This is a genomic window from Mesorhizobium sp. B2-8-9 (assembly GCF_006439475.1).
Classification (GTDB): Bacteria; Pseudomonadota; Alphaproteobacteria; order Rhizobiales; family Rhizobiaceae; genus Mesorhizobium.
Window position 1 is genome coordinate 42,038 of the sequence record NZ_VFTQ01000023.1, and the last position, 12,699, is coordinate 54,736.

Below are 12,699 nucleotides of genomic sequence, written 5' to 3' on the forward strand. Positions count from 1 at the left end.
CGCATTGACTCTGGCCGAGCGACAGTCGGCGATGCGACAGGCAATTCGTCAACCTCACTTCGGGCGGCAGCGTGATCAATTGGGCTAATTTCCTATCGCAATGCTTCAACGGGCTGGTGCTTGGCGGGCTGCTGGCGCTGATTTCGTCCGGCCTGACGATCATCTACGGCACCCTCGGCGTCCTGAACCTGGCGCATGGTGCCATGTTCATGCTCGGCGGCTATGCCGGCTGGGTGGCCTATGACTACACAGGCTCTTTCATCGTCGCGCTGATCGCCGGCTCGCTGTTTGTCATGCTGGTCGGCGTGCTGATGGAGCGGCTGATCATTCGCTATTTCTACTCGCGCCCGCAGGAGGATCAGATCCTGGTTACCTTCGGTCTCGGCATCGTGTTCGTCGAGACGGTACGCTTCTTCTTCGGCAGCCTGTCGAAGACGGTGCCGCCGCCGGCGCTGTTCCAGGGCATCACCAATCTGGGTTTCATGGTTTATCCGACCTATCGCCTCGCCTCGCTCGGCATTGTCACGGTGGCGCTGCTGGCGCTCTATCTCGTCCTCTACCGCACCCGCCTCGGCATGATCGTGCGTGCCGGCATAGAGGACTCCGTCATGGTCGGATCGCTGGGGATCGACGTCTACAAGGTGTTCATGCTGGTGTTCGGCATTGGCGCCATGGCGGCTGGCTTCGCCGGCATCGTCAATGCGCCGGTGGTGTCGATCGCGCCGGACGTTGGCGAGGCAATCCTGGTACAGACCTTCGTCGTCGTCGTCATCGGCGGTGTCGGATCGTTCCCGGGTGCGGTGCTGGGCGGCATCATCGCCGGCGAGATCATCTCCATCACCTCGATGTTCAACCCTGGCTATGCGTATGTCATGCTTTTCGTGGCGATGACCCTCGTGCTGGTATGGCGTCCTTACGGATTGCTTGGTGCGGCAGGGCGCGAGTGAACGCGGTCCGCTCATGAACCAGAAGCATCCCTTTCTCGTCGAGGTGCTGACAGCGATCGCGTTGATCGCCGCACCCTTCATCCTGCCGCACCTCGGCTTCGCACCGACAACCATCAATCGCATCCTGATCTGGGGGCTGTTCGGGCTCGGGTTCGACATCCTTTTCGGCTACACTGGCCTGCTTTCCTTCGGTCAGTCCGCCTTCTTCGGTACCGGCGGCATGTTCGCTGCCTATCTGTTGACCGAGCTGGATTTTCCTTATGTCATGGGGGCGATCATCTTAGGCGCCATCGTCGCCGGCCTGGTCGGCTACCTTGTTGGGCTGGTCGCGCTCAGGCGGACAGGCATCTATTTCGCCATGATCACTGTGGCGATTTCGGAAGTTTTCTTTTTCGTCGAATTCAACCCGCTGTCTCGCTACACCGGAGGCGAGAACGGCCTGCCGGGCGTGCCGACGCCGAGCGTTTTTCTTGGGTTCACCACGCTGACGTTCCATTCCGACAGGGCCATGTATGTTTTCCTGGCGTTCTGGTATTTCGTCGGCCTGGTGGTAGCGCTTCGCATCGTGCGCTCGCCGGTTGGGGCGATCCTTTCTGCCATCCGCGACAATCCGCTGCGCGCGGCGGCACTCGGCCACAATATCCACGCCTATAAGCACACTGCCTTCGTGGCAGCCGCGATCTACGCCGGCTTCGCCGGCGGCCTGCTTGGCGTCATGCAGGGGTTCATGCCGCCGGACGCTTTCATGTTCGACACTTCCGGCCAACTCGTCATGCAAACTGCAATAGGCGGAGCCGGGTCGTTGTTCGGGCCGCTGATCGGCGCGACGGTGTGGCTTTTCCTCAGCGATTTTTTCCAGAACACACTCCACTTGGGCGCGACATGGAAGCTGGTTCTCGGCATCGTGTTCGTGCTGCTGGTCGTTTTTCTGAGGCGCGGCATCGTCGGCGCCATTGCGGATCTCTACCGCATGCCTAAAGGCGCACGGAAAGCGACGGAACCGGCCGAGAAGCCAATGGCCGCCCCGGTGATCACGCCGGTTGCCACCGAGGCGATGCTGCCGTCAGCCCGTCCGACGCACCGCGCTTCCAGCCCTATTCTTCGGGCTACGGGTTTAAGCAAGCGCTACGGTGGTCTGATGGCCAATAGCGATGTCGATTTCACGGTCAATCATGGGGAAATCCGCGGTATCATTGGCCCCAACGGCGCCGGTAAAAGCACGTTCTTCAAGATGCTTACCTGCGAGGTCCCGCCAAGCTCGGGCAAGATCATGTTCGAGGATCGTGACATTACCGGCATGAGCGTAACGGACGTCTGCCAGCTCGGACTGACCAAAAGCTATCAGATCAACCAGCTCTTCGATCGGCTGACGGTCGGTCAAAACCTCACGATTGCTGCACTCGGCGAAATCCGAGGCAAGTTCAGATTGGACCTTTTCCGCAACATCCACAAAATCCCTGGCCTTGCCGAGCAGGTGGAGCGCACGCTGGCTCTGGTGAACCTGATGCACCGCCTGGACACGCCGGTTTCGGATCTCGCCTATGGCGAGAAGCGGCGGCTGGAGATCGGGCTGGCGCTCGCGACCTCGCCGAGCCTGCTGTTGCTGGACGAGCCGCTTGCCGGCATGAGCCCGAGCGAACGCATCGAGACGGTGGCGCTGTTGAAGTCGATCGCGCGCGGTCGCACGATGATCATCATCGATCATGACGTAGATTCCCTGTTCGAACTGGTCGAAACGGTCACTGTTCTGCAAGAGGGTCGCGTGCTCGTTCATGGCACGCCGCAGGAGATCAAGTTCAATCCCCAGGTTCAGGAAGCCTATCTCGGCGGCGTCCACGGAGAGATGGCATGAGCCTTCTCGAAGTCAAAGGACTGAATAGCTATTATGGGGACAGCCATATTCTGTTCGACGTATCGCTACGCGTGGAGAAGAACGAGGTTGTCGCGCTTCTCGGCCGCAACGGCGCCGGCAAGTCCACGACCCTCAAGAGTCTGATGGGTATCGTCGCGCCGCGCTCAGGCAGCGTCACGCTCGGCGGCGAGGAACTGGCGGGCAAAACGGCGCACAGCATCGCCCGGCTCGGTATGCAGCTGGTGCCCGAGGAGCGGCGCATTTTCGGCAGCCTGAATGTCGAGGAGAACCTGATCCTCGCCGGACTGACAGCTGAGAACAGATGGCCCCTCGACAGGATTTACGAGATGTTTCCGCGTCTGAAAGAGCGGCGCGCCAGCCGCGGAACCGACCTCTCCGGCGGCGAACAGCAGATGCTGGCGATCGCCCGCGCACTCGTACGTGACCCCAAGATCATTCTGCTCGACGAGCCGTTCGAAGGGCTTGCGCCGGTCATCGTCCAGGATCTCGTGAAAGCCTGTCGAGAACTCGCCGAGGCCGGGCGGACCATGGTCCTGGTGGAACAGAATCTTGCCGCAACGCTGGCGCTTGCACAGCGCGTTTACATCATCAACAACGGGCACATCGCCCAGGAATGGACGGCAGCCGAGATCAAGGCCAGGCCCGAACTCCTGCAACGCTATCTCGGGGTTTGATGGGAGCTGTCCGCGCAAGTAGCGGCAAACTAATTCGCTCGCAGGTCGCGTAGCGCGAGTTTCCCAACCAGGCCCGAGCTTTTGCCGTGTTGTTCTTTGGAGAAGCAGGCCAGCTGTCTATCCACAGGCAAGGACCAATCCGATGAGAGCGGAAATTCTCCTTCCTGCTGTAATTCCATTCAATAGTCCCGAACGTCGACGAGACGGCTGCCTCGGACAGTAGCCACCACGAGCCGGCCGTTCGGATGGTATTTCGGTAATGCCGCCGCCTGATCTTCTATGGTTGCACCATCAATTCCGCATAACGCACCCCCGAGCAACCAATTCTGACCAATCCTGTCGCCCACAACGGCAATGTAGTCCCCGTCGGCCGGGTAACCCATCAAGCCTATCTGCTCATATTCTTCCAATTCGCGCATGTGCGTTTACATCTCTCCGAAGGACATCGATTTCAAATCTATGGCTGGCAAGATCCCGCGCCTGTCGTGGGCGACCCGGCACCACCCCAACAGGTGCCGGGCCGCAAGGAAGTGCCCGCGCGGTCGCACTTCCTCGAACACATACCTGGTGGATCATCGAGAGCTGCTCGACCGAGGCATCGACGACTCGTTGGCGCAAGCCACGAGCGCAAGTTGTCGCGTGGCTCCGGCTTGTTGCCGGGCTTGAGACAGCCATACGGCTCTATGCTCCTGAGCAAGACCTCTCATGGCGGAGCGCGCCGCGGGGGTGATTTCGTACGCGCCGCAAAAGGCGCATTGGAACTCTGCCTGCCGGTGCGCCAGATCGGCTTCCAGGGCGGCTCCCTCACAAATCGGGCAAGTTGATGGATAATATTTACGGCCTTTGTCAAACGGCAAAACGTTCATTCGCGGGCACCGCTTTTTTTTGGCATTAAGTTCTGTCGTACACTTGCGCACCCTCTAGCGGCCCAGCGGTTGCTTGGAGACAACAACCGCTGGGCTGACGGGAGCGTCGTTCCGAACGCAAAGCGCTCGCCGTCATGACTCGGTCCGTTACCCCCGGTACCTCCGCCGACAGGCATGCTGGGTTTGTCGGATAGGCCGAAGGTTCGCCCTTGCTGTTCGACTTACCAGGCAGGCGGGCGAACTATTCCCGGCCTGACGACATTTTCTTGAAAATCTTTTGCAAGGAGAGCGCCGGGCCTGATCGCAGACGCCGACGCCGACATGAAGGCCTGGACGGCTTCCGAGCCGCGAATAGCGAACGGTACCTTCCGGCACAGCGATGTTGCGGAGTCTCACATAATCGCGGCGGCATGGAATAGTTTCGGATCGAGCTCGGTATATGCAGCAACGAGGTGAAGTTTGTCCGTGCTCGCCACTTTGTGCAATTTTCAGGTGCTCAAGCAGAGCGTTTCTGGCGCTGAAATGCGGGGGACTAGCGCGCGAGGATCTAGGCGCTCGAGTCCGAAAGTTCTGCCGCTCGGTCCCACCATCCCCCTGCCCCGCCTCGTGATCTGGATCGCCCCCGCCGACAAAACCTCACTATGCCGGTCGATCGACCGATCGCCACATGACCAGCGTCCACCAGGGCGGTGGAAAGCAACCTGAAACACAGGCATCTCAAAGGGAGGAAACTATGGAACAACCGCTTTCACAACGCTTCGACGCTTACCGACCGTCCAAGACCCTGTGGTTCTGGACGGTCGTATGTGCCGTTGTGCTGACGATGATCGTCGGCTTCACGGCCGGAGGCTGGACGACGGCTGGAACGGCAGCCGAGATGGCCAAGACATCCGCCCTCAAGGCAAAGGCCGAGCTGGCAGCTAATCTCTGCGTCCAGAAATTCATTACAGCCTCCGATGCCAGCGACAACCTCGCCAAGCTGAAGGAAACCTCTTCTTATCAGCGAGACAGCTTCATCAGCGACGGCGGATGGGTGAAACTGGCCGGGATAAAGAGCGATGTGCCGGGTGCGGCGGATCTGTGTGCCGATAAACTGTCAGCGATGGACACGATCCCGACGAACGGCGTGGCTCAGGAGAACACCAAGAGCTGATTGCTTTGATTTCGCCCGGCGGACGGTGTGTCGCCGGGCGCAACTCGCGACGGAGGCGCAGCCATGTATGAAGCGTGGTTTTCAAGGCCCGTGCCAGTGGCCACCGGCGTGTCCGGCGAGATCAACAACCTTTCCAATGCCAGGCAGGCGGTCGACCTCCTTTCCAAGCACTGGCGAAGTGCGGGAAGCCCGAAGCATATGGCGGCGCTCAGGGCCTGCCGGCAAGCGATGAACGGTGGTATCGCGGCTGACGTCGCCAGGGACGCTTTGGTCGACGCAGCTCGAGAGGCCCATATGCTCGTCGAGTAAGTTGCGCGTCGCGATGGCAAAACGCGGAGCTCCGTCCGGCTTCCTGCCGGCCAGACGGCAAATTAGACCTCGCGGGCGGCTTGGTTTCGTCCGTGTCACCCTTGCTATTCTGTTGGTCGCAGCGTCGGCCAACACCACGGGGGGCCGAGCAGAAGCTGGCTCGTTTCCCCTGCCTCGTTTTGTCTCGCTAAAGGCTTCGTCCGCCAATCTGCGTGTTGGGCCAGGTGTGGGCTATAGCATCGAATGGGTCTTCAAACGACGTGGCATCCCCCTGGAGATCTATCAGGAGTACGGCAATTGGCGCCGGGTGAGAGATTGGGACGGAAGCTCCGGCTGGATCCATCACTCGCTCCTGTCAGGGCGCAGAACTGGCATCGTCGCTCCCTGGTCAAAAGATCGCCTCGCTTTGTATGCGAAGCCGGCGGCGGACAGCGCCATCGTTGCTTGGCTCGAGCCTCGCGTTGAGCTCAGGCTGAGCTGGTGCGACGGACAGTGGTGCGCGGTCGCGGCCGGTCCCTCAATGGGCTTTATCAAACAAGTCGGGCTGTGGGGCGTCTACCCCGGTGAAGTGCTCTAGATTGGTGACTCTACGTGGCGGACCGCACGGTATTGATTTCTGGAGGAGGAATTGCGGGGCCGACGGTAGCTTTTTGGCTTGCAGCCGCCGGATTCCGGCCGACGCTGATCGAACAGGCGCCCCAACTGCGCACAGGGGGCTATGTCATTGATTTTTGGGGTCTTGGCTACGACATCGCCTCGTGGATGGGCCTTGAGGCAGAGATCAATCGGGTAGGATATCACGTGCGCGAAATGCGCATCGTGGGTGAGAACGGCAAGCGTGTCGCAGGCTTTGGCACAGACGTCTTCAGCGAGCTGACAAACGGCCGCTACGTGACCCTCGCACGCAGCGATCTCTCGCGATTGCTCTTCGAAAAGATCAAAGACACCACCGAAGTCATTTTCGACAATGAGATCGTCGGGCTTGAGGAAAAATCGGGCAGTGTCCGGGTGCAACTGAAACGTGGAGGCGAACGCAACTACGCTTTGGTAATCGGCGCCGATGGCTTGCATTCAGGCGTTCGGCGGGTCGCGTTCGGGTCCCAGCAACGGTTTGAGAAGAAACTCGGCTACGCCGTCGCAGCGTTCGAGGTCGAGGGCTACCGGCCACGCGATGAAGACGTGTATTTGATGTACGGCTTACCGGGGCGAATGCTCGGCCGTTTCACGCTGCATGGCAACCGCACCCTTTTCCTGTTCGTCTTCACCGTTGAGGAGAGTCCTCTGCCAACGGCGCTGGACCTGCAAAAGGAAATGCTGCGCAAGAAGTATGCCGATGGCGGATGGGAATGCCCCCGCATCCTGGAGGAACTGGGCCATACCGATGAACTCTACTTCGACAGCGTCAGCCAGATCAGGATGAGCAGATGGTCCAAAGGTCGCGTAGTGTTGACCGGCGATGCCGCGTTTTGCGTTTCCCTGTTAGCTGGACAGGGTTCAGCCCTGGCCATGATTTCCGCATATGTCCTGGCAGGGGAGCTCTTAAAGGCCGACGGCCGACATGAAGAGGCTTTCAGTAGCTACGAAGCGCTTCTGCGGAACTATATACGAGCCAAGCAGCAGGGCGCAGCGCGATTCGCCAGCGCCTTGGCGCCCAGGACGCAGCTGGGACTTGTGTTCCGCAATTTGGTGACAAATGCATTTGCCCTACCCGGCCTGGCGCGTCTGGTGATCGGAAAAGAAATTACTGACGCGGTGCAACTCCCCGACTATCACTGGCGTTAGCCGGTCCTAGCTCCGCCAGCACCGAACGTCTCTCTTTGGAAAGCGACTCCCAAAGCCGCTGCCTGGCGGTAGATCGGTCTGCAAGCCTCCACTTCTCGGAAGGCAGGTTGCCGCTGCTCTGGTCGGTGCCCAGCATGGGTAACTCATGCGGACGACTGCCTCCATGAGCCCAGCTGCTGAGACGGCCATCTGATCCTCATTTCATTGTCTAGTCCGCTAGATCGGCTCGGCGGATTTGATCAGCGCCATGCCTGTGTTAGGGCAGGTTTCCCACGAGGACAGGCATGGCAGGCATCTCACGGAAATACCCCATGCTGCGGCGCTCGCAGGCAATGTGGACTTCGCGTCGCATCTGGCAACCGCGCCTTGTCTTCTGGGCTGGAGCCGTCTCGATCGGATTGATCAGCGTGCTGTTCGCGGCACTCGCGGATCAGGCACAGGAGCTGTTTCATGTTCTTGTCGGCAGGGACACCGGCTGGCGCTCTTACCTGCCGCTGGTGATGACGCCGCTCGGCTTCGTGCTGTGCGCCTGGTTGGCGCATGTATTCTTCCCGGGTTCGCAAGGCAGTGGCATCCCGCAGGCGATCGCCGCCCGGCACTTGCGCGACGAAAACGATCGAAGCCGGATCCTGTCGCTGCGGCTGGCAGCCGGCAAGATCGCGCTTACGGTGATAGGTCTGTTCTGCGGGGCCTCGATCGGACGAGAGGGGCCGACGGTACAGGTTGGCGCCTCGCTGATGCTGCAAGCTGCGCGCTGGGGTGGCATGGCACAGGCACGCGGCCTGATCCTTGCCGGATCGGCCGCCGGCATTGCCGCGGCCTTCAATACACCACTTGCCGGCATCGTGTTTGCCATCGAGGAGATGGGGCGGACCTACGAGGCGCGTACCAACGGACTGGTGCTTACCGCGGTGATACTCGCCGGCCTTGCCTCACTCGGCCTCGTTGGCAACTACACCTATTTCGGCGTCGCCAAGGACACGGTGGCATTCGGCGCCGACTGGCCGTTGGTGATCGCCTGCGGTGTCATAGGCGGCGGCTTCGGCTCGCTGTTTTCCCTGCTTGCTTTGACGGTCACACGCCGCATCCGGCGCTGGAATGCGCTGCAGCCTCTCTGGCGAACACTGGTCGTGGCAGGTGTGTGCGGGCTTGCTGTGGCGGTGATAGGAATCGCATCGGGCGGACTCACCTTCGGTACCGGCTATACGCAGGCTCGCGTGGCTATCGAGGGAACCCCTTTGCCTGCCTTCTTCTTCCTGGAGAAATTCGCAGCCGGCGTCCTGTCGATGGTGTCTGGTATTCCGGGAGGCATCTTCGCGCCGTCGCTTGCGGTCGGCGCAGGGATCGGCAGCACACTCGGAGTGGTCCTGGGTACCAGCACGAGCATCGCTGCCCTGCTCGGCATGGCTGGCTATTTCGCCGGCGTGGTGCAGGCGCCAATGACGGCTTTCGTCATCATCCTCGAAATGACCGGCAATCACGACAACGTCATTGCCCTGATGTGCGCGGCGATGCTGGGCTTCGGCACGGCTCGCCTTGTCTCGCGCGAGCCGCTCTATCACGCGCTATCGCGCGTGTTCGTGGCCGAGGGGATCCGGAAGCGCAGGCTGGATGGTGCTGACGATGCAGTCAAAGCTTAGCCGCCACAGCAAAATACTTGCGCCCGACCGATCAGAAATGGCCTTTCCAATCGGGTTTCGAGGAACGGCGCCGATGAGCCGAAGGCTATTAGCGCGGCGGGCAACAACAGCGTGATTTTCTACCAGCCAGCGCCGAGCGTCTGAGTTCCAAATCAAATGACGCAACGCCTCATAGCACCCATCGGAACGCCCGCCTCAGCTCAGCAGTGCCGTCTTTGTCATACCATCGGCCATGCGAGAGGATGACACGCTCCGGATGCCAGGCGAGCATCTCTTGCACTGCCGTGCGCAGCGCCCTGCGGCGTCGGAAGAAGCTCAGCCGCATGTCGATGGGTGCCTTGCCGTCGGGGTCGGCGGCGCCTGCGAGTCTTACGAGCAGTTTCAAGAACCAGCTGTGTACCCGCTTTGGCTCGAAGTTCTCGATCAGGTCGGTGAGGATCAGGGTTCGCGTGGCGCGGTGGAACAAAACAGCTTCGGTCAGCACATCGCCGCGAACCACCAAAAGGTCGACTTCGCCGGGCCATGGCGAGTGCCGCCCCACCAGAAGCCGGTCCACCGCGATCGGACGCTTGGCGCGCTTCTGCAAACCGCGCACGGCCAGGACTTCGGCGTTGGGAATGGCGGCCTTCCAGTCGGGCACCCACCAGTAGTGCAGCGAGTTCGGAGCAATCAGAAATCGGACCGGTCCGAGCACATCGACTGCCGATCGCAGAGCCGGCGTGAGAGCTACCGGCGAGTGGAGCGCCAGGTCGCCATTGCGGAGCCGCAGAACCGTCATACGGGTGCTGAAGGGAAATTTCATCAGCCTGAGGTCATACTCTATCGGCGGTCCATCCACGATCCACACGTCCGAAGCGACCGGCTTGAGAACATTAATCGGCTCGTACAAGGTCAATGCTGAGCGACCGTTCAGAGATTCCTCACGCCTCGGCATCAGCTCTCAATCCTTCGGACTGGCTCGGCGTGGGTCAGCAGCCACTTCCGCGCTGGCGCGCCGTCAGCCATTCACGAACAGCTAGGCGGACGATCTCCGATTTTGCGACCCTCATTTCAGCGGCGGCTGCGACCAACGCCGCTTCGACGCCGGCGTCGAACGACATCGACCCGGATTCTCGCAGCATTGCCGCGGCGCGGATCTCGGAAGGCGCATCATCAAGGGCGAGCGCATCTCGGACGTCTGATCCGGTCGTCATGACGGCAACTCCGGGCGCTCGTTGGCCTGAGTGTCATCGTAACTCCGGATGGCGACAACCCAGTCCTTCCTGATCGTGGCGAGCACGACCCGGCAGCCTTGCGGATAATAGCGTGGCAGCGCCGCCGCTGTTCGGCAATAACAGCACCGTTCAAGCCGCAAAGCTCGCCTCCGAGCAGCCAATCTTCACGGGCCTTGGCCCCGACCACCGCGATGTAGTCTCCATCGCAGGGATAGCCGATGAGCCCAACTTCCTCGTAGTCTTCAAGCTTGCGGATCGCGTTTGCTGCACTCAAGCCAGATACCTCTCGGTAGTTCAAGATCGGATACAGGCACATCTGGAACGGCCCGGCACCACCCCAACTCGATGCCGGGCCGCAAGGAAGTGTCCGCGCGGGGCGCACTTCCTGACTGCCGTGACGCGGATTCACGATCCACCCCGCGACAGCGTCTCGTTTGCACAGGCAAGGACCGGGATAGTCGAATTCTGTTGCCGAGCCTGCGACAGCCACATCCTTCGGTCCTCCTCGGAGAGCCCCTTGATTGCGGTGCGCGCTGCCGAAGTGATTTCAAAGGGGCCGCAAGAAGCGCATTGGAACTCGACCTTGCGCAGCGCGATATCTGCCTCCAAGGCGGCTCCAGCGCAGATCGGACATTTTGAGGGATAATCTCTTCTCTCAAACGACAAAACGTTCATCACACGAGCCTTCTTTCGGATCTTGTCGAGAGCGACGCACCGAGACTGAGGCAGCGGCGGCAGCCGATTCGTAGGATGGGAACGCGGGCCAATGTTAGGCGACGATCAACCTCTTGTCTTGGGAGCAACATTCCTGCGCGTGGCGACTTCAATCTGCTTTGCTTCCACTTCGAGCCGGTCCGGCGCAGCGGATCCCATCAAGGCATAGCCGGTGCCTCCAGATTGCCAGTAGACCGTTGGCACGCGGCCGTCCGTCGCCGGGGTGGGAGGCACTGCGTCCTCGCCATTCATCGGGGCTGCCACCAGCGTGATGCGACCAACGCTTGGCGTATCGGCTGTGACGACGAGGCTTTGTTTCCCGTTCCACGGCTGCACCTGAACGTCCCTCACCACCCACACCGACGGCAGGGTGGGCATGCTGACGTTGACGGCGCCGACCAGTCGTTCGATCTTGTCCTGCTTCGGCTCGACACCTCTGTCCGGGCCTGCATTCATTTGCGCGACCCGCAACGCGTCTCGCGCGGCCAAGATGAAGGTCTCATCAGCCGTCTTGCCGCCCTGGCGGAGCGGCACTGTCAACGAGTTCGCGCCCCAGCCTATCGCGACCAGCGCGACGGCGGCGACTTGGAGCCTCAACAGGGCCAACATCTTTCCGCGGCGAAAGGCACTCTCCAGCTGCTTCGCCTTCTCCACACTCGCGCCAGGCGGAAACAGCCGCTGTGGCTGTGAGGCGCGCAGCGCCTCCATGCGTTGTGCATGAGCAAAGACCTCCGCGGCCAGCTCAGGCTCACGTGCGAGGCGGGCTTGCAGCTCGGATCTCTGCGACGCGGAAAGCTCACCATCCAGCAGGCGACCGATATCCTCTTCGGAAATCCCATCAGTAGGCCGCATCGCGCCCTCCCACGATCTTGAGACGGGAAGACCCGCCATCTTTGTCTTCCAGGTTGTGCTTCAGCGCCGCTCGGGCGCGGCTGAGGCGCGACATCACAGTCCCTGCCGGCACACCCAGAAGATTGGCGGTCTCTGAATATGTGAAACCCAGCACCGCGACCAGATGCAGTATCTCGGCTTGCTCGGCCGGCATTCGCGTCAACGCCCTTTGCACCTTCGCGAGTTCAGCCGAATGCTCCTGCGAGGGCGGCAAGGCCGACTCCGCTACATCTGCAAACGACGCCATGCGCTGCCGGGTGGCAACGGCCCGGCTGGCATTCGTGAGGAACGTGTTGCGGACGATGGTGATGAGCCAGGGCAGCAAGGGACGTGAGGTGTCGTAGCTGGCGGCCATCGTCAGTGCGCGGGCAAGCGCCTCCTGAACCAAGTCGTCCGCGTCAGAATCGTTGCCGGTGAGGACGCGACCGTAACGCCAAAGATCCTCGAGGTGCGGTATGACGTCCAACCTGGTTTTCATATCACCAAAAATATACCCTTTTGCGTCACTTCAGGATCTCCATTTTGCATCTGGCTGACGAGTAGACGGCCCAGCGGGCAGGGACAGCTACCGCTGGGCCGATTGGGAGCGTGCTCCTCCCGATTCCAAGATCTGGGTGCCATGTATCCTCAGATGCT

The 12,699-nt window shown here is 61.0% G+C and carries 13 protein-coding genes; 8 read left to right on the forward strand and 5 right to left on the reverse strand.

All coding sequences use genetic code 11. From position 1 onward, the window contains the following. Nucleotides 1–71: 71 nt before the first annotated feature. Genes FJ423_RS23900 through FJ423_RS23910 form a run of 3 tightly spaced genes read left to right on the forward strand, consistent with a single transcriptional unit; the run spans nt 72 to nt 3,494 of the window. The gene (locus FJ423_RS23900; RefSeq protein ID WP_140845505.1) at nt 72–947 is read left to right on the forward strand and encodes a branched-chain amino acid ABC transporter permease; all 876 of its coding nucleotides are present in this window, start codon (nt 72–74) and stop codon (nt 945–947) included. Between the two features lie 13 nt (nt 948–960). Beyond that, nucleotides 961–2,799: a branched-chain amino acid ABC transporter ATP-binding protein/permease gene (locus FJ423_RS23905; RefSeq protein ID WP_140845506.1), complete on the forward strand. Its 1,839-nt coding sequence runs from the start codon at nt 961–963 to the stop codon at nt 2,797–2,799. Then, nucleotides 2,796–3,494 (forward strand): ABC transporter ATP-binding protein, encoded by a 699-nt coding sequence (locus FJ423_RS23910; RefSeq protein WP_140845507.1) that lies wholly within the window; start codon nt 2,796–2,798, stop codon nt 3,492–3,494. The genes FJ423_RS23905 and FJ423_RS23910 overlap by 4 nt, the downstream gene beginning before the upstream one ends. A gap of 179 nt (nt 3,495–3,673) precedes the next feature. Here FJ423_RS23910 and FJ423_RS23915 read toward each other — a convergent pair whose 3' ends face one another. Continuing rightward, a complete protein-coding gene (locus FJ423_RS23915; RefSeq protein WP_140845508.1) occupies nt 3,674–3,913 on the reverse strand; it encodes a hypothetical protein in 240 nt (79 codons plus the stop codon). Between the two features lie 1,180 nt (nt 3,914–5,093). On the opposite strand from FJ423_RS23915, the gene FJ423_RS23920 reads away from it, so the two are divergent. The 5 genes from FJ423_RS23920 (at nt 5,094) to FJ423_RS23940 (ending at nt 9,244) form a co-directional block, all read left to right on the forward strand. Further along, nucleotides 5,094–5,513, forward strand: a complete 420-nt coding sequence (locus tag FJ423_RS23920; RefSeq protein ID WP_140845509.1) for a hypothetical protein — start codon at nt 5,094–5,096, stop codon at nt 5,511–5,513. Nucleotides 5,514–5,576: 63 nt separating this feature from the next. Continuing rightward, on the forward strand, nt 5,577–5,822 hold the full coding sequence (locus FJ423_RS23925; RefSeq protein WP_140845510.1) for a DUF982 domain-containing protein: 246 nt from the start codon (nt 5,577–5,579) through the stop codon (nt 5,820–5,822). Nucleotides 5,823–5,835: 13 nt separating this feature from the next. Further along, the gene (locus FJ423_RS23930; RefSeq protein WP_140845511.1) at nt 5,836–6,399 is read left to right on the forward strand and encodes an SH3 domain-containing protein; all 564 of its coding nucleotides are present in this window, start codon (nt 5,836–5,838) and stop codon (nt 6,397–6,399) included. A gap of 14 nt (nt 6,400–6,413) precedes the next feature. Continuing rightward, nucleotides 6,414–7,604, forward strand: coding sequence for an FAD-binding domain (locus tag FJ423_RS23935; protein ID WP_246680255.1), 1,191 nt, complete (start codon nt 6,414–6,416; stop codon nt 7,602–7,604). 284 nt (nt 7,605–7,888) lie between these two features. Continuing rightward, nucleotides 7,889–9,244, forward strand: coding sequence for a chloride channel protein (locus FJ423_RS23940; protein ID WP_140845512.1), 1,356 nt, complete (start codon nt 7,889–7,891; stop codon nt 9,242–9,244). A gap of 169 nt (nt 9,245–9,413) precedes the next feature. Here the strand turns inward: FJ423_RS23940 and FJ423_RS23945 are convergent, their stop codons facing one another. From FJ423_RS23945 to FJ423_RS23960, 4 genes are all read right to left on the reverse strand, one after another. Then, entirely contained in the window at nt 9,414–10,178 is a 765-nt protein-coding gene (locus FJ423_RS23945; RefSeq protein WP_140845513.1) for a DUF4336 domain-containing protein, read from the reverse strand. A gap of 34 nt (nt 10,179–10,212) precedes the next feature. Then, complete coding sequence (locus FJ423_RS23950) at nt 10,213–10,437, reverse strand: hypothetical protein (protein WP_140845514.1); 225 nt, start codon at nt 10,435–10,437, stop codon at nt 10,213–10,215. A gap of 801 nt (nt 10,438–11,238) precedes the next feature. Beyond that, complete coding sequence (locus FJ423_RS23955) at nt 11,239–12,024, reverse strand: hypothetical protein (RefSeq protein ID WP_140845515.1); 786 nt, start codon at nt 12,022–12,024, stop codon at nt 11,239–11,241. Continuing rightward, entirely contained in the window at nt 12,011–12,529 is a 519-nt protein-coding gene (locus tag FJ423_RS23960; RefSeq protein ID WP_246680257.1) for a sigma-70 family RNA polymerase sigma factor, read from the reverse strand. The genes FJ423_RS23955 and FJ423_RS23960 overlap by 14 nt, the downstream gene beginning before the upstream one ends. Nucleotides 12,530–12,699 lie beyond the last annotated feature (170 nt).